We start from the raw sequence: 17,383 nt of genomic DNA, 5'->3' as shown, positions 1-17,383 counted from the left end.
CCTTTTTTATAAAATTAGTCTAACACCAAATGTGTCCGGCAGTTGCTCTGGTATTAGGGGAACAGTCGGTTCCCGGTTACGAACTACTGAAACGTATGATGCCGTCCGTCCCTTGTTCGCGGCGCACGATTCCATCCCGCCATAGCTTGTGAAGATGGGCCAGCGCCTCGCCCAGGGCAAAGCTCAGCTGGTGGGCATCCAGTTCGCGGCGGAACATCAGGGGCACGATCTCGGCGGCCGAGCGCGGCTGTACGCAGGCCGCCTCCACTTCCGCCAGGCGTTCCGTGTGGTGGGCACGCAACTGGGCAATTCGCGTGTGCAGGCCGCGGAAGGGTTTGCCGTGCGAAGGCAGCACCAGCACATCTTCCGGCAGCGGCGCGAAGCGGCTCAGAGAATCCAGATACAGCTGCAAAGGGTTGGCCTCCGGCTCGACCGCAAATACCGACATATTGGTGGAAATGCGTGGTAAGACCATATCGCCGGAAATCAGCAGATTGCGCGTTTTGCACCATAGGGAAGCGTGTTCCGGCGAGTGGCCGAAGCCGGCAATGACCTGCCACTCATGGTTACCTGCCACCACCGAATGTCCATCCTGCAGGCGCACATAAGATACGGGAATCCCCGGTACCAGCGAAGCATAGTAGTTCTTGCGCGAGCGCATCTTTTCCAGCATGGCGGAGTCAACCAGGCCGTGGCGTTCGAAGTGGGGGATGGCCGCCGTGCCATCCACGCCCGGCAGACCGGCCGCCATCATGCGTGCAAAGGCATATTCCCCGGCGGTCATCCACAGCGGCGCCTGCCAGCGCTCGCAGAGCCAGGCCGACAAGCCGATGTGGTCGGGATGGCAATGCGTCGAGATCACGCGCTTCAAGGTGACGCCGCCGGCAAACACCTGCTCCCAGGCCGCACGGGTGGCGTCGGTAGCCACCCCGCAATCCACCACGGTCCAGCTGTCACCGTCACGCAGCAGCCACAGGTTGATGTGATCCAGGGCAAACGGCAAGGGCATGCGCAGCCAGCCAACGCCGGGCGCCACCTCCTGTACGGTCCCGGCGGCAGGCAAAGTGTCGCCAAAAGGATAGTGAAGCTGGGATTCGAGCGGGTTCATGACGTACAATGAGATTGACGTTACGTAAACGGAAATCCATTGTACGCCATGCCGACCTACACCATTACCGAGCTCGCCCGCGAATTTGACATCACCCCGCGCGCCATTCGTTTCTACGAAGACCAGGGCATTCTGAGTCCCGCGCGCGAAGGCGCCGGCGGCCGCAACCGTGTCTATGCGCCGCGCGACCGTACCCGTCTGAAGCTGACACTGCGCGGCAAGCGCATCGGCCTGTCGCTGTCTGAAATCAAGAGCCTGGTCGATATGTACGAGTCGCCCAAGGATACCGAAGCGCAAATGCTGCGTTTCCTCGGCGTGCTGGCCCAGCACCGCGAAAATCTGGAGCAGCAGCGCGAAGACATCGAAATGTCCCTGTCCGAAATCGCTACCCACGAAGAAGAATGCAAACGCCTGCTGGCAGCTCTTGCCGAGAAGCAAGGCGCAGCTACTTGACGTTTACGTTAACGTCACTTGAGCGTATGATTGGCGCTCCACCACTTCATCCAAAAAATAGAGGAAGACATGATCCACTTGCCAGGCCTGACTTTTGATCACGGCGAGGACATCGCCGCGCTGCGCGAGGCCGTGCAGCAGTTCGCCGCCGCCGAAATCGCCCCACGCGCCGCGGAAATCGACCGTACCGACCAGTTCCCGATGGACCTGTGGAAGAAGATGGGCGAGCTGGGCCTGCTGGGCATCACCGTCAGTGAAGAATACGGCGGCGCGAACATGGGCTACCTGGCCCACATCATCGCGATGGAAGAGATTTCGCGCGCCTCCGCATCGGTGGGCCTGTCCTACGGCGCCCACTCGAACCTGTGCGTGAACCAGATCAAGCGCAACGGCACCGAAGAACAGAAGAAGAAATATCTGCCGAAGCTGATCTCGGGCGAGCACGTGGGTGCGCTGGCCATGTCCGAGCCGAACGCCGGTTCCGACGTGGTGTCGATGAAGCTGCGCGCCGACTTCAAGGGCGACCGCTGGGTGCTGAACGGCACCAAGATGTGGATCACCAACGGCCCGGACGCCGACACCCTGGTGGTGTACGCCAAGAACGATATCGAAGCAGGTCCGCGCGGCATGACCGCCTTCCTGATCGAGAAGGGCTTCAAGGGCTTCTCCATCGCCCAGAAGCTGGACAAGCTGGGCATGCGCGGCTCCCACACCGGCGAGCTGGTGTTCGAAGACTGCGAAGTGCCGGCCGAGAACGTGCTGGGTGGCCTGGGCAAGGGCGTGAATGTGCTGATGTCCGGTCTGGACTTCGAGCGCACCGTGCTGTCCGGCGGCCCGCTGGGCATCATGCAGGCCTGCATGGACAGCGTGATCCCCTACATCCACGACCGCAAGCAGTTCGGTCAGCCAATCGGCGAGTTCCAGCTCATGCAGGGCAAGATCGCCGATATGTACTCCACCATGATGGCGTGCAAGGCCTATGTCTACGCCGTAGGCCAGGCCTGCGACCGCGCGACTTCGCCGGAGCAGGTGCGCGCGCTGCGCAAGGATGCGGCCGGCGCCATTCTGTATAGTGCAGAGAAGGCAACCTGGATGGCCGGCGAGGCGATCCAGACCCTGGGCGGCAATGGTTACATCAACGAGTACCCGGTCGGCCGCCTGTGGCGCGACGCCAAGCTGTATGAAATCGGCGCCGGCACCAGCGAAATCCGCCGCATGCTGATCGGCCGCGAGCTGTTCGCCGAAACGATGTAATGGCGGCACACGGCGGGTCAATGACCCGCCCTACGATGCGTTGCGTAGGGCGGATCATTGATCCGCCGTGCATGCCACACACGAGGCCAAAATGATTCACGCCGCGTTCCCGAAACTGCTGTCGTCGCAAATCGCATTCGACATCGCGCACACCATCCGCGATGGCTTCGACAAGCACTACCGCCTGTTCCGCAAGGCCAGCCGCGACGCCAAGCGCTATTTCGAGCAGGGCGACTGGGCGGTGGCGCAGCAGGCGGCGCGCGAACGCATCGGCTTCTACGACAAGCGCGTGCAGGAATGCGTGCAAATGCTGGAGGACGAATACGATCCTACCGAGCTGACCGACGAAGTGTGGCGCGAACTCAAGCTGCACTACATCGGCATGCTGTCCGGCCACAAGCAGCCGGAATGCGCGGAGACTTTCTTCAACTCCGTGTGCTGCAATATCCTGCACCGCTCGTACTTCCACAACGAATTCATTTTCGTGCGGCCGATGGTCTCCACCGAATACATCGAGACCGACGAAGCCGCGCCGACCTACCGCGTGTACTACCCGACGCGCGACGGCATGACGTTCACGCTGAAACGCATCGTCACCAACTTCCAGCTCAACGCGGCGTTCGCGAATCTGAACCGCGACATCCAGCTGGTGGAGCAGCACATCGCGGAACTGTTCGGCGGCCAGATGGAGCCGAACGCGCAGATCCAGGTGCTGTCGTCCCTGTTTTTCCGCAACAAGGGCGCCTACATGGTGGGCAAAGTCGTCAACGGCAACCGCGAGGCGCCTTTCGTGGTGCCGATTCTGCACAACCGCCACAAGCAGCTGGTGCTGGACACGGTACTGACCGACAAAGACCAGATCATGCTGCTGTTCTCCTTCACGCGCGCCTACTTCCTGGTCGACATGGAAGTGCCGTCGGCTTATGTGCAGTTCCTGCGCAGCCTGATGCCGCGCAAACCGCGCAGCGAGATCTACACCATCCTGGGCCTGCAGAAACAGGGCAAGACGCTGTTCTACCGCGACTACCTGCAGCACCTGAAGCACTCCTCCGACCTGTTCGAGACTGCGCCAGGCATCAAGGGGCTGGTGATGCTGGTGTTCGCGCTGCCGTCCTTCCCTTATGTGTTCAAGGTGATCAAGGACTTCTATCCGGCGCCGAAGGAAACCACGCGCGCGCAGATCAAGGAAAAATACCTGCTGGTGAAGAACCACGACCGTGTGGGCCGCATGGCCGATACGCTGGAATATTCGAACGTGGCCTTCCCGCGCCACCGCTTCGCGGAATCGCTGGTGGCGGAGCTGAAGCACCATGCGCCCTCGCTGATCGAAGAAGACGGCGACCAGCTGGTGATCAAACACTTGTACATCGAACGCCGCATGGTGCCGCTGAATATCTGGCTCACCAACGCCGAGCAGGCAGGCGAAGAAGAAGCTATCGAACACGGCATCATTGAATACGGCAACGCCATCAAGGATCTGGTTGCGGCCAATATATTCCCCGGCGATATGCTGTACAAGAACTTTGGCGTCACGCGCCAGAAACGCGTGGTCTTCTACGACTACGACGAAATCGAATACATCACCGACTGCCAATTCAGAGTGATCCCCGAACCCCGCAACGAGGAAGATGAAATGTCCTCCGAGCCGTGGTACCCCATTGGAAAGCACGACGTGTTCCCCGAGCAGTTTGGCAAGTTCCTGCTCGGGAACGCGAAAATCCGAAAATACTTTATGAAGCACCACGCCGATCTGCTTACTCAATCCTGGTGGCAGGAGAAGAAAGAGCGCATCGCCAGTGGCGTCATTGAGGACGTTTTCCCTTACCCGCAAAGCGTCCGTTTCCGCAATCTGTTGAAAGCATCCACTTCGGCGCCCAGTGCGCCTCCACTACTGGAGATAATTGAAAATGAATGATCCAATCGTAATCGTCGGTGCAGCACGTACTCCGATGGGCGCCTTCCAGGGCGACTTCGCCGGCCTGAGCGCAAATGACCTCGGCGCAGTGGCCATCAAGGCTGCCGTCGAACGCGCCGGCATCAAGCCGGAAGCCGTGGAACACGTCTACTTCGGTAACTGCCTGATGGCTGGCCAGGGCCAGGCGCCTGCACGCCAGGCTGCGATCAAGGCCGGCCTGCCGGTCGGCACCGGCGCTGTAACCCTGTCCAAGATGTGCGGTTCCGCCATGCAGGCAGCCATCTTCGCTTACGACACCATCGCCGCGGGCAGCGCTGACGTTGTCGTGGCAGGCGGCATGGAGTCCATGACCAACGCGCCTTACCTGATCCCGAAAGCACGCGGCGGCTACCGCATCGGCCACGGCATGATGTTCGACCACATGATGTACGACGGCCTGGAAGATGCTTACACCCGCGACGCCAAGACCGGCGCCGGCCGCTCCATGGGTACCTTCGCCGAGCAGTGCTCGACCGCCTACAAGTTCACCCGCGAACAGCAGGACAACTTCGCCATCGAATCCGTGAAGCGCGCCCAGGCGGCGCAGCAGAACGGCGGCTTTGCATGGGAAATCACCCCGGTAACCGTGACCACCCGCACCGGCGACGTGGTGATCGACAAGGATGAAGGCCCGCTGAAAGCCAAGGTCGAAAAGATCCCGGCACTGAAGCCTGCTTTCGCCAAGGACGGCACCATCACCGCTGCATCCTCGTCCTCCATCAACGACGGCGCTGCTGCACTGGTGCTGATGCGCGAATCCACCGCCAAGAAGCTGGGCGCCAACGTGATCGCCAAGATCACCGGCCACGCCACCAACTCCCTGGTGCCGGAACAGTTCACTACCGCTCCGATCGGCGCGATCCAGAAGCTGTTCGCCAAGACCGGCTGGAAAGCCAGCGACGTTGACCTGTACGAGATCAACGAAGCCTTCGCTGCGGTGCCAATGGCTGCAATGCACGACCTGGACATCCCGCACAGCAAAGTGAATGTGCACGGCGGCGCTTGCGCCCTGGGCCACCCGATCGGCGCCACCGGCGCGCGCATCATCATCACCCTGATCGGCGCTCTGAAAGCCAAGGGCGGCAAGAAGGGCGTGGCGGCATTGTGCATCGGCGGCGGCGAAGCTACCGCGATGGGCATTGAACTGGTGTAACGGCGATGGGAACGGCACTCATAGTTGGCGCCTCGCGCGGCATCGGCCTGGAACTGGTGCGCCAGTACCTGGCCGATGGCTGGCGCGTGATCGCCACCGCACGCAAAAAGGAAGACTGTGACACGCTGGCGGAGATGGGTGCCGAACCCCACAAGCTGGATGTAACGAACGTGGAAGCCGTGGCGGGACTGGGCTGGAAACTCGATGGCGAACATCTCGATGTCGCCATCCTGAACGCCGGCGTATTCGGTCCGAAAACCGATGGCTTCCCGATGCAAACCGATTTCGACGCGGTCATGCACACCAATGTGCTGGCTGCCATGCGCCTGCTGCCGATCATCGCACCGCTGGTGTGTCTGGCGCGCGGCAAGCTGGCCGTGATGTCCTCGCGTATGGGATCGCTGAGCGAGCGTACGCGCCCCAACGGCTCGCTGTACCGCGCCAGCAAGGCTGCGCTGAACTCGGTGCTGATCGATACCGCGCTGAGCTTCGGCAGCAAAGGCGCTACCTGCGTCGCGCTGCATCCGGGCTGGGTGCGCACCGACATGGGCGGCTCAGGCGCCGACCTGGCGGTGGAAGAAAGCGCGCGCGGCATCCGCAAAACCCTGGCGGCCCTGCCGCCTTCCGATCAAGCCGTCTACCGAGACTACGACGGCACCCCCATCGGCTGGTAACCCCACTTGGGGTCAGGCGCTAAATGGGACATGAGTCCGCTTAGAACAAGGATAAACATGATTCTGAATGATGAACACCAGATGATCCGTGACGCCCTGCGCACGTTTTCGCAGGAGCGCCTGGCGCCCAACGCGGCCCGTTGGGACAAGGAACACCATTTCCCGAAAGAGGAACTGAAAGAACTGGCGGCACTGGGTGCGTTCGGCGTCGCCGTGCCGGAAGAACAGGGCGGCGCTGGCCTCGACTACGTGTCGCTGGCCCTGGTGCTGGAAGAAATCGCAGCGGGCGATGGCGGCACCTCCACCATCATCTCCGTGAACAACTGCCCGGTGTGCAGCATCGGCATGATGTACGCGAACGCCGCGCAGAAAGAACAATGGCTGCGTCCACTGGCGCAAGGCGACATGCTGGGCGCGTTCGCGCTGACCGAGCCGCACACCGGCAGCGACGCCGCCGCGCTGCGCACCACGGCCACGCTGGATGGCAATGAATACGTCATCAACGGCACCAAACAATTCATCACCTCCGGCAAGCATGCCGACGTGGCGATCGTGTTTGCCGTGACCGACAAGGCAGCCGGCAAGAAAGGCATCAGCGCCTTCTGGGTACCGACGTCGGCACCGGGCTACATCGTGGCCGGCATCGAACACAAGATGGGCCAGCACTCTTCGGACACGGCGCAGATCCTGTTCGAAAATTGCCGCGTACCGGCCGAGAACATGATTGGCGAACCGGGCCAGGGCTACAAGATTGCCTTGTCCGGCCTGGAAGGCGGCCGTATCGGCATCGCCTCGCAATCGGTAGGCATGGCCCGTTCGGCATTCGAAGCGGCGCTGAAGTACGCGCGCGAACGTGAATCGTTCGGCAAGCCGATCTTCGAACACCAGTCGGTGCAGTTCAAGCTGTCCGAAATGGCGATGCAGCTCGAAGCCGCACGCCAGCTGATCTGGCACGCCGCCTCGCTGAAGGACGCCGGCCAGCCCTGCCTGAAAGAAGCCGCGATGGCCAAGCTGTTCGCCTCCGAGATGGCCGAGCGCGTCTGTTCCGACGCGATCCAGATCCACGGCGGCTACGGCTACACGTCCGACTTCCCGGTCGAGCGCATCTACCGCGACGTGCGCGTGTGCCAGATCTACGAAGGCACCAGCGACATCCAGAAACTGCTGATCGCCCGCGCACTGTAAAAAGTCGGGGTCAGGAAAAATCAAAGTTTGCTTGCGCTAGTGCAAATGGCAGACCTGACCCCAACTGTCATCAAAATGTATTCTTTTGTCGAATTCGCTCGGCACCTGCGCCACGAGCAGTAAGAACTTATAGAATGTCCGGTGCAGAAGGAGACATTCATGGTTCAAGTAATGCTGGTGGAAGACGATCCGCGCCTGGCCGAGCTGGTCACGGAGTATCTGGCGGGGTATGAGTTCAAGGTGGACGTAGTCAGCCGTGGCGATGAGGCGCTGGCGCGTTTCAAGGCGCAGCCGGCGGATATCGTCGTGCTGGACTTGATGCTGCCCGGCCTGGATGGCATGGAAGTGGCCCGCCAGCTGCGCGAGGTCAGCGATGTGCCGATCCTGGTGATGACCGCCCGTGAAGATTCTTATGATGAAGTCTCTCTGCTGGAGCAAGGCGCCGACGATTTCATCAACAAGCCCGTGCAGCCGCGCGTGCTGCTGGCCCGCCTGCGTGCCCTGCTGCGCCGGGTACAGACCAAGTCCGATCCTGAGCTGCTGAGCTTTGGCGCCCTGACCATCGCCATCAGCGACCGCAGCGTTACCTGGCGCGGCGAACCCTGCCTGCTCAGCAATACGGAATATAAGCTGCTGCTGACCCTGGCCGAATCGGCCGGCACCGTGCTGTCGCGCGATGCCCTGCTGCGCAAGATGCGCGGCATCGAGTTCGACGGCATGGACCGCAGCATCGATAACAGCATCTCCAAGCTGCGCCGCAAGTTCGACGACAGCGATTCAGAGAAGATCAAGACGGTGTGGGGCGAGGGTTATCTGTTCTCGCCATCGGCCTGGAATTAATCGAACAGCGGCGACAGCGCCAGGGGCGGAAAGTGGCTGACCACTTGGCCATGATCCGGCCATTCACCAAAGCGATAGGTCACGGTGCGGAAGCCAGCACTAGCCTCGCCTTCAAACGCAGGACCATCCACTGACGGCAGCAAGCTATCGCGTGCGCCGTCGCGTATCTGCACCTGGGCTTCGGCCTTCTTCGTGAACACGAAGCGCACACCGACGCACTTCTTCGATCCATACGACGCATTCACGAACCGCTGGTACTGCAGCGCCTGATCGCAGGCTGCGCGCAGTTCGCTCGCCTCGTAGGCGCCATCGGCACGCACGAACAGCGACAGGCGCGGCTGGAAGCTGAACAGATTGGCCTTGCGGTTCAGCGCCAGCACGGCGTTTTCATCATAGGCCGCTTTCAGCAGCGGGAAGCTGGTGCGTCCTGTCGGGTCGAGCGGCAGGTTGAGCTGGATGGTCTTGCCATTCAGCGACAGGGTGACGCCATCCAGCGAAGTCGCGGCGTCGCGCGGGCTGAGCTGGTAGTGCATCTGGAGCAGGTTCTTCGGTTTGCCATATTTGGCGAATACCACCATGGCCTTGTAGGCATCGCGGTAGCTGACCCACTCCCCGTCCTGCGCCAGCGCGGCGCAGCCGTGCCCCGCCAGCCCGAGGGCCAGCAGCACGGTAGGAATAAGGGTCTTGGTTTTCATCAGAATCGGTAGGCCAGGGCCGTTGATACAGTTACATTCGTTGAACGCTCGACCAGCGGGCTGTTCCTGGCGTCGCCCACCAGGTGGGTGACCTGGGCGCCGGACGTGATCAGCCAGGACGGGCTCAGCGCCCAGTTCCAGCGCACGCCGGCGCGCACGTCCTGCACGCCGCCGCCGGGTGTGTAGACGCCCAGGAAATTGCGTTCGTTTTCCTGTTCGGTCACGCCAAAGTAAGCCTTGTTATAGGCGCCGTTCACGACCGACACGCCGGCGGACAGCACGAAGGTGTGATGCGGCAGCGCGTCCTGCAGCATGTACTGCATGGCAGCGTGCCAGCGCAGGCCATTGCGGTCGTTGCCGGCGCCGTACAGCACATTGTTGGTCAAACGCAGCTGGGGCGTGAAATAGTAGTTGAAGAAGCCGCCGTACAGCACGCGGCGCCTGATCACATCCATGCCGTACAGATGGTTGCTGGCCGCTGCAATCCGGGCAGTGTTCGGCACGAAGCCGCCACCGCTGGGCGGCAGCACCGCATTGATCTTGGCGTCGCCGCCGGAACCGTCTCCCACGCCGCCGACGCCGCCGTCGGTGCCTTCTTCGTCACGGCGCGATTGCAGGGACAGCAGCGGGCCGTATTCGATCGACGGCAGATCGGACAGATGCATGCCCGCCGTCAGCCCGGAAATGAAGATCCCGTTACTCCACTGCACCTGCAGCACGGGCAGCGCCAGCGTTTTGTTTTGGCGAGCGCCGTCATACCGCGGAATGTACTGGGCGCCAAGGCCGATATACATATCGCGGCTTCCGTCCGGCATCGGGTTAGTGGCCGGGGTCTGGGCTGCTACGGTACCGCAAGCGCCAGCCAGTGTGAGAACGAGAAGCTTGTGCATAGGAGCGGGGGTCGATTAAGAATGCCCGCCATTTTATCGTTACTGGGTCGTGAAACTCACATCGCCTTCGAGGCGTTCCGTAATCACCATGTCCATCGGTGACGTGACAAGGGCCGTACAAGCGATCATCGGGCCACCGGAATAGGTCTCGGTGTAGTGCGCGGTAATCTTGCCGCCGCTGACTTCCACCTTGCCGATCTCCACGCTGTAGCAGCCGCTGGGACGGTTGCCGAGGAAGACGCCCAGCACCATCTGCCTGGTGAAGTCGATCTTGGGCAGAGGCGGCACCGGCGTCCTGTTCTGGTTATGCGCACTCCACAGCTTTTCGAAGCTCTCCTGGTCGCGGATCACCACATTCAGCGCCGAGGTCACGCCGGACAGCTGCTCGCGTACCAGCGGCAGGGTGGCGACAATGCCGTCTTTCGGCAGGAAGTCGATGGCTTCCAGCTTGTGCGCCGTGCCCAGGCTCAGGTCGCGCTTGTCCAGGTTCTGGATCAGGGTATCGAACAAGGCCCGCGCGGAGGGATCGTTGCATTTGGTGACCGGACCGGCGATGCTGTCGACGCTGGTGCACAGCACTTCGGCGGAGCTGCTGCCAAACAAAGTTTCGGCGTGGCCGTTGTCCGGGCAATTACCGGCGCGGTCCCAGAACACCTGCTTGTCGTCGATCACGAACAGGCGGTTACGGATATCGCTGCAGCTGGCGCCGCGCGCCAGCTTGACGAATTCTTCGCGATTCAGGGCGGTGGGCGACGGTTCGCCAACGGCGATACCGGCGACGCTGGATTGCATTGCGCCAGGTACGACTTCGCCACCGCCGCCGCAAGCGGCCAGCAGCAGCGCAAAGGCTACGGGCAGGCAGTATTCGAGTTGTCGCATTGATAATCCTCCTGATATACCAGTGCATGCTAATCTTTCATCGCCCGTTAATCCGCCCCGATCTTTAGGCTTTTTGTCGGAAATTTGTAGGATGGAAGTCGGCTGGGTTGGTTTCAAATACAATAACGCCCCATGAACCGCCTGTTCTTTCGCTTCTTTGTGCTGGTGCTGCTGTCCATCAGCGTGGCGGCGTTCATTGTCTATTTCACTATCAACCGGCTGTTCGGCGACCCGCTGGACAGCATCGCCCGCCGCCAGGCCTCGGCCCAGATCTTCCTGCTGGAACAATATGTCGACCAGGCGCCTGCCGACCAATGGCTGGACCGCCTGAACARGGTGCGCGAGGTATCGGAGGTGCGCTACGAACTGGTGCCGCTGGCCAGCGTGCGCGGCCAGTTGTCCGGCCACGAGGCCGCCGCCTTCGAGCGCGGTGAACTGGTGCTGGATGTGCCGCACAAGGCTTTCTACCGCCGCGTGGACCTGAAGGGCGAGCGCTATATCGGCAGCGAGGAGGAAGCGGTATCGGCCCAGAATCTGCCCATCGACATCGGCTTCGCCCTGCAGCTGGAAATGGTGCGCTATGTGATTGTGGCCCTGGTCTTGCTGATACCAATCGGCTTCTGGTCGCGTGCGCACTGGCGCAGCCTGCAGCAGCTATCCGGCGTGGCGGACCGCTTTGGGGCGGGCGAGCTGTCGGCCCGTGCGCGCATGCGGCCCCGCGAGAGCGTCTACCCGCTGGCGGAGCGCATCGACCATATGGCGGACCGCATCGAGAGCTTGCTGGCGTCGCAACGCAGCCTGCTGCATTCGGTCTCGCATGAGATCCGCACGCCCATCGCGCGGCTGGAATTCGCCATGGAGCTGCTGCGCGATGCGGCGGACGACCCGGTACTAAGCAAGCGCATCGATGGCATGGAGGGCGACGTAGCCGAGCTGAAGGAGCTGGTCAACGAGTTGCTGGGCATGGCACGCCTCGACGCGGGGCAGGCCTTGCAGCGCCAGCAGTTCGCCCTGGCGCCGGCGTTGAAGGATTGCGTGGACTCGCTGCCGCCGGCCGCTATCGGCGTGCAGCTTGATCTGGCGGCCGACCTTGGCGACGGCAATGCCGACCAGCGCCTGCTGCTGCGCGCAGTCGGCAATCTGCTGCGCAATGCGCTCAAGTACGCCAATGGACAGGTGCGTCTCACGGCGGCGCGTCTGGGCTGCAGCGCCGGCGCTCAACAGGATACGAGCGCGGTGGGCGCTATGGGCTCGGTGGGTGCTGCGGGCGCGGTGGGCGCTGTGCGCATTATGGTGGAGGATGATGGCCCGGGCATTCCGCCCGAAGAGCGCGAGCGCGTGTTCGAACCCTTCTACCGGCTGGACCGCAGCCGCGACCGCAGCACGGGCGGCTTCGGTCTCGGCCTGTCGATCGCGTCGAAGGCGATCGCGCTGCATGGCGGCACGCTGGCGGTGGACGAGTCGCCGCTGGGCGGCGCCCGCTTCACGATCACGCTGCCAGCTTAAGCGCGGCGGGTATGCATGGGGCGCGCGATCTTGCCGTTCTCGCCTCTGCCCACGCGTTCAAACTCGGAAATGACTTGCGCGCCGAACAGCAGCAGCGTGGCGCCGATCTCCAGGCTGAACATCACGACAATGGCCGTCGTCATCGAGCCGTAGACGATATTCACCTTGGACAGCGTGGTGAAGTACCACACCAGCACGTGCCGCGCGACTTCCCACAGCACGGTGGCGGTGACGCCGCCAATCAGCGCATGCGGCCAGGATAACCGTCCGACCGGCATGACGAGGTAGATAGAGCTCAGCATCAGCACTTCGCCGGCCAGGCCCAGCAGGTACAGCAGCACACCCGACAAGCCATGCAGCGACCAGTCGTAGCCGAACAGGCGCACGTACTCGGTGCCGATGACCTGCAGGCTGCCCGCCACCAGGGTCACCACCATCACACCGACGCCGAGCGAGAGAATATAGCAATAGGGCAGCAGCGCCGACACCAGGTAATGCCGCCGCCGCACGGCCACGCGGTGCGTGAAAATCACGGACATGGCGTTTTCCAGCACGGTGAAGGCCAGCGACGAGAAGAACAGCATGGTCAGCACCAGCACCCAGCCGACCAGGTCGCGGTGCTCAAGGAAATGGCCGACCTCGGCGACGATGGCTCTGGATTGTCCCGGCACCAGCCATTCGAGGTAGTGTCCGATGGTGCTGAGTAAGGTTTGTTGCTCGAAAATGTGGGATAAAGCGACCACGACCAGCATCAACAAGGGGACGATGGAGAGCAGTGAGTAGTAGGCAACTGCGCCTGCCAGCAGCAACCCCTGATTAGCCCGGAATCCCTTCAGGCATTGCAGCGTAAAGTCCAGGGGATGCGCCAACACATGAGCTATGGCCTTGTGCTTGAGAATGCGCATGGGCTCATTCTACACACCATGCGGCCAGACCCCGACACGCCTCGGCGGCTCAACTGACGGCGGGTTCAAGCAGGGTGAGAGTCTGGCGCTCGGTGTCGAGGCGCGCGCGCAGGCCTACCGGCAGCGTGAACTGGTTGCGGATGTGGCCGAAGGAGTAGCCGGTCACGGCCGGGATGCTCAGCGGTTTCAGGTGCTGGTCGGTGGTTTCGTCCAGGGTCAGCGAAATATCCGAATCCTGCGGACCGCAGTTCTCGCAAACGCCGAGCATGACCGCGGAGGCATTCGGGAAACCTTGCGCCAGATGCATCTGCATCATCATGCGGTCGATGCGGTAGGGCGCTTCGTTGACTTCTTCCAGGAACACGATGCTCTTGTGGAAGTCGGCCGCATAGGGCGTGCCGACCAGGGCGCTGACCAGGCACATATTGCCGCCGATGAGTGGGCCTTCCGCCACGCCCGGCACCACCGTGCGCAAGGCGTACTGCGGCTCTTCCTCAGCCTTGCGGCTGTTCTCGATCGACATCGGGATCGTGTATTCCTCTTCAGGCCGCATCAGCACGTTGAGCAGATGCGTGACCGAATAATCGGAGAAGGTGGACGAGGCCACCGGTCCGTGGAAAGTCACCAGTCCGGCGTGCTTGTGGATCGCCAGGTGCAGGGCCGTGATGTCGGAATATCCGATCAGGATCTTGGGGTTGTTGCGGATTAGCTTGTAATCCAAGTGTTCCAGCAACTGGATGCAGCCGGAACCGCCGCGGATCGCCCAGATTGCCTTCACATCGTGATCGGCAAACATGGCGTGCAGGTCGTCCAGGCGCTGCTGCGGCAGGCCGCCGTAGTTGCCGTAGACGGCTTCCAGGTTCTTGCCCAGTTTGACTTTGAAACCGAGGGATTCGATGTTCTGAATGGCCTTCGCGATGGAAGGCGCACTCGTATGGCCGCCGGGAGCGACCAGGCCAATCGTATCGCCCGGCAGCAGGCGGGGCGGCTTGATCAGGCCGGGTTTGTTCATGGCTTGCTTTCTGCGTGTGTTGCGTGCCGCTGCCGCCGGGAGGCTGGCAGCGGCCAGGGTGGCCGCGACGAGGCGGCCGAATGTCCGTCTGGAGATCAGAAGAACTTGTACTTCAGGTTGAACATCAGCGAACGGCCACGGCCGTCAGCAATACGCGGGTCCCAGCCAGCGCCAACCACTTCGTCCACGTTGTGGGCGGTGAATGGCGGGTTGCGGTCGAACATATTGATCAGGCCCAGGGTGATCGTGGTGTTCTTGATACCGGTGTAGGTGCCCGACATGTCGAAGGTGGTGTAGCTCGCCACTTTCGGGTCCCAGCCCGCTGGAGGCGTACCTTTGCCGCCGTTCGGCACTTCGTCGTTGTAGCCGGTAGCGAACTTGTTCACCAGCAGCACGCTCCAGTCGCCGCGCGAAACGCTGACGCTGGCGTTGTGCTTCCAGCGCAGGTACACGTCGCGGGTGTTGAACTGGCCGACCTGCTCCTTGAACGGCTGGCCTTCGAACTCGGCAAACTTGAAGCTCTGGGTCCAGGTGCCATCCAGGGTCGCACTGGTCTTGTAGCCGCCGATCTTGTAGTCGCCGCGCAGGCCAACGTCCAGACCGCGGGTCTTCAGGCCGGCTGCGTTGATCCAGCCTGCTTCAACGTGGTCGATCACGCCGGTTTGCGGATTACGAATGATCTGGTCCTGCAGGTACTGCCAGTTCGCCAGCACGATTTGCGGCGTGCGGTTCAGGATACGATCCTTGATGTTGATCATCCAGTAGTCCAGCGAGGCGGAGAAGCCGGTGATCGGCTCGATCACCATACCCAGCGTGCCCTGCTTGGAACGTTCCGGCTTCAGGTTCGGATTGCCGCCGGTGTTGTAGTTCAGGCGTGGAATCGCGCAGAAGTCCGGATTGCCAGGGTGCGCAGCGCAGCCTTCCTGGTCGATGATGCCGTTCGGCAGTTCCTGCAGCAGACGGCCGGAGTACAGCTGGGTGAAGCTCGGCGCCAGGAAGCCCTTGTTGGCGGAACCACGGAACATCAGGCTCTGGGTCGGCTGGTAGCGGAACGAGACCTTAGGATTGGTGGTGGCGCCGATCACGGAGTAATCGTCGCGGCGTACCGCCAGCTGCACCTCCAGATCCTTGATGACCGGGATGATCGCTTCGGCGTACACGGCGCGGATATCGCGGCTCACCTTGTTCTGGTTGGCGTTACCTGGCGCCAGCAGGAGTTTGGTAGCGTCCACGTCCTGGGCGAATTCGTAGGTTTCGCGGCGCAGGTCGACACCGGCTGCCATGGCCAGCGCGCCAGCCGGCAGCTGCCACACTTCACCGGAGATGGAGCCATCCAGCTGGGTCAGGGTCGATTTGCCGTGCTGCAGCTGGCCGTAGAACTTGGTCGACTCGATCAGGTTCATGGCTTCGGCCGTCTGGGTCTGGCCAGGAGCCAGCCATGGGTTGATCTTGCCGGTGCCCAGGGCGGAGTAGATCTTGTCGGTATAGCCGTAGCCATCGATCAGCGCGGTCTTGGTGGTGGACTCGGCGCGCGACAGGCCGACCTTATAGTCGTACTTGTCCAGGATTGTGCCTTCCGCTGCCAGCAGGCCGCGGTAGTTCTCGGTCACGTTGTTCTGGGTACGGTCGCCCCAAGGGTTAGCACGCCATTTGTAGATGATCGGCTTGGTGTTGTCGTAGGTCGGAATATAGGCCGACAGGCTCTGGTAGTACGGGCCGTTGACCGGATAAGCCGAGCCGGTGGCCAGGCTGGTCGAAATCTGCAGCGGGGTCAGCGATGCGGTCGCTTCGGTGCGGGAGCCCAGCAGTTCAACGAAGACCTTGTGGTTGTCGTTGATCTTCAGGGTGGCGCGCGACACGGCATTGGTGCGCTCGACCGGGAAGCTGATCACATAGTCCGAACCGTAGTCATAGGCGCAGGAGTAGGTCGAACGCGCCGGCGAGGTGACGTCTTTCCACAGCGCGGTCTGGTACTGCGACATGCCAGGAATGCTGTCGCACTTGTGCTGCAGGCTCAGCAGGCCAGCCTGCAGATAGGTGGTGTTATCGCCAGGGACCTTGAAGCCGGTGCCCAGTGCGGTGCCGGCGCCGGACAGGATGTTGGCGAACGGCGTACCGGTGGTGTCCGGCGACAGGCCGCGCTCAGGCTGGAAGCCGTTGGCGAAGTCGCGCTGGTGCGAGCTCAGCTTGTCGTTCACGTCGTGGGTGACGCTGGCCATCACGTTCCAGCCGTCGTCGTTCAGGCTGCCCAGGCCGCCCAGCAAGGTATAACGGCGATTCATGCCGCCGCCGTGCTGGGTGCCGTTCAGGTCGGTGCCCACTTCCAGGCCCTTGTAGTCGGTCTTCAGGATGAAGTTGACCACGCCGCCGATGGCGTCGGTACCGTAGATTGCGGAAGCACCGTCTTTCAGGATTTCCACGCGCTGAATCGCGCCCAGCGGAATCGAGTTCAGGTCAACTGCCTTGCCGGAAGCGCCGTGGTTACCCACACGGCGGCCGTTCAACAGCACTAGGGTCGCGTTCGGGCCGAGGCCGCGCAGGGATGCGAAGGATGCGCCGCCGGACACGCGGTCGGCGTCGGCGCCGAACACGTTATTACCGGAGGTCATATTGTCCGCGCCGGTGCCGTTGGCAGCGATCGAGCGCAGCAGTTGTTCGGTATTCGTGATGCCAGATTTTTCGATCTGGTCAAAGGTGATCGTCTGCACCGGCAGCGCGCCTTCCTTGGCAACGCGTTTGATGCTGGAACCGGTAATCTCAACCCGCTGAATAGGTTGCTGGGCAACTTCCTGTGCCATCACAGGGCTTACTACACCAATCAGCGCAATCATGTGCGCCAGCGTTTTTACCTTCACGGGTCTCTCCCAAATTTAGA

15 protein-coding genes are annotated in these 17,383 nt (G+C 62.1%); 8 read left to right on the top strand and 7 right to left on the bottom strand.

Annotation, left to right across the window (positions count from 1 at the left end; all coding sequences use genetic code 11):
• Positions 1–76: 76 nt before the first annotated feature.
• A complete protein-coding gene (locus AB4Z19_RS23940) occupies positions 77–1,108 on the bottom strand; it encodes an MBL fold metallo-hydrolase (RefSeq protein WP_442036219.1) in 1,032 nt (343 codons plus the stop codon).
• 48 nt (positions 1,109–1,156) lie between these two features.
• Between AB4Z19_RS23940 and AB4Z19_RS23935 the strand changes: the two genes are divergently transcribed.
• From AB4Z19_RS23935 to AB4Z19_RS23905, 7 genes are all read left to right on the top strand, one after another.
• Positions 1,157–1,561 carry a MerR family transcriptional regulator gene (locus AB4Z19_RS23935; RefSeq protein WP_442028265.1) on the top strand — a complete coding sequence of 135 codons (405 nt, stop codon included), beginning with the start codon at positions 1,157–1,159 and terminating at the stop codon, positions 1,559–1,561.
• A gap of 69 nt (positions 1,562–1,630) precedes the next feature.
• Complete coding sequence (locus AB4Z19_RS23930) at positions 1,631–2,815, top strand: isovaleryl-CoA dehydrogenase (protein ID WP_442036217.1); 1,185 nt, start codon at positions 1,631–1,633, stop codon at positions 2,813–2,815.
• A gap of 91 nt (positions 2,816–2,906) precedes the next feature.
• Complete coding sequence (gene aceK, locus AB4Z19_RS23925; protein ID WP_442028263.1) at positions 2,907–4,730, top strand: bifunctional isocitrate dehydrogenase kinase/phosphatase; 1,824 nt, start codon at positions 2,907–2,909, stop codon at positions 4,728–4,730.
• On the top strand, positions 4,723–5,922 hold the full coding sequence (locus tag AB4Z19_RS23920) for an acetyl-CoA C-acyltransferase (protein WP_442036215.1): 1,200 nt from the start codon (positions 4,723–4,725) through the stop codon (positions 5,920–5,922). Before aceK ends, AB4Z19_RS23920 begins: the two co-directional genes overlap by 8 nt.
• Before the next feature lie 5 nt (positions 5,923–5,927).
• Positions 5,928–6,596, top strand: coding sequence for an SDR family oxidoreductase (locus AB4Z19_RS23915; RefSeq protein ID WP_442029101.1), 669 nt, complete (start codon positions 5,928–5,930; stop codon positions 6,594–6,596).
• Positions 6,597–6,653: 57 nt separating this feature from the next.
• Complete coding sequence (locus AB4Z19_RS23910; protein ID WP_442029102.1) at positions 6,654–7,781, top strand: acyl-CoA dehydrogenase family protein; 1,128 nt, start codon at positions 6,654–6,656, stop codon at positions 7,779–7,781.
• Positions 7,782–7,922: 141 nt separating this feature from the next.
• Positions 7,923–8,621, top strand: a complete 699-nt coding sequence (locus AB4Z19_RS23905) for a response regulator (protein ID WP_442036213.1) — start codon at positions 7,923–7,925, stop codon at positions 8,619–8,621.
• Here AB4Z19_RS23905 and AB4Z19_RS23900 read toward each other — a convergent pair.
• The 3 genes from AB4Z19_RS23900 to AB4Z19_RS23890 are packed head-to-tail and all read right to left on the bottom strand — an operon-like array spanning position 8,618 to position 11,085.
• The gene (locus AB4Z19_RS23900; RefSeq protein ID WP_442029653.1) at positions 8,618–9,316 is read right to left on the bottom strand and encodes a hypothetical protein; all 699 of its coding nucleotides are present in this window, start codon (positions 9,314–9,316) and stop codon (positions 8,618–8,620) included. The two genes, AB4Z19_RS23905 and AB4Z19_RS23900, sit on opposite strands and share 4 nt — an antisense overlap.
• The gene (locus AB4Z19_RS23895) at positions 9,316–10,206 is read right to left on the bottom strand and encodes a MipA/OmpV family protein (RefSeq protein ID WP_442029655.1); all 891 of its coding nucleotides are present in this window, start codon (positions 10,204–10,206) and stop codon (positions 9,316–9,318) included. The genes AB4Z19_RS23900 and AB4Z19_RS23895 overlap by 1 nt, the downstream gene beginning before the upstream one ends.
• Before the next feature lie 39 nt (positions 10,207–10,245).
• Positions 10,246–11,085, bottom strand: coding sequence for a protease complex subunit PrcB family protein (locus AB4Z19_RS23890; protein ID WP_442036211.1), 840 nt, complete (start codon positions 11,083–11,085; stop codon positions 10,246–10,248).
• Between the two features lie 132 nt (positions 11,086–11,217).
• Here AB4Z19_RS23890 and AB4Z19_RS23885 point away from each other — a divergent pair, with 132 nt between their 5' ends.
• Positions 11,218–12,591: an ATP-binding protein gene (locus AB4Z19_RS23885; protein ID WP_442036209.1), complete on the top strand. Its 1,374-nt coding sequence runs from the start codon at positions 11,218–11,220 to the stop codon at positions 12,589–12,591.
• On the opposite strand, the gene AB4Z19_RS23880 is transcribed toward AB4Z19_RS23885, so the two are convergent.
• The 3 genes from AB4Z19_RS23880 to AB4Z19_RS23870 form a co-directional block, all read right to left on the bottom strand.
• Positions 12,588–13,496 carry a YihY/virulence factor BrkB family protein gene (locus tag AB4Z19_RS23880; protein WP_442036207.1) on the bottom strand — a complete coding sequence of 303 codons (909 nt, stop codon included), beginning with the start codon at positions 13,494–13,496 and terminating at the stop codon, positions 12,588–12,590. The genes AB4Z19_RS23885 and AB4Z19_RS23880 overlap by 4 nt on opposite strands.
• A gap of 49 nt (positions 13,497–13,545) precedes the next feature.
• Complete coding sequence (locus tag AB4Z19_RS23875; RefSeq protein ID WP_442022111.1) at positions 13,546–14,508, bottom strand: S66 peptidase family protein; 963 nt, start codon at positions 14,506–14,508, stop codon at positions 13,546–13,548.
• 95 nt (positions 14,509–14,603) lie between these two features.
• A complete protein-coding gene (locus AB4Z19_RS23870; RefSeq protein WP_442036205.1) occupies positions 14,604–17,363 on the bottom strand; it encodes a TonB-dependent receptor in 2,760 nt (919 codons plus the stop codon).
• Positions 17,364–17,383: the final 20 nt, after the last annotated feature.

Source organism: Pseudoduganella sp. RAF19 (assembly GCF_052114165.1).
Taxonomy (GTDB): Bacteria; Pseudomonadota; Gammaproteobacteria; order Burkholderiales; family Burkholderiaceae_D; genus Rugamonas.
The sequence above is the reverse complement of the archived record's forward strand: the minus strand, read 5'-3'. Positions and strand labels throughout refer to the sequence as shown.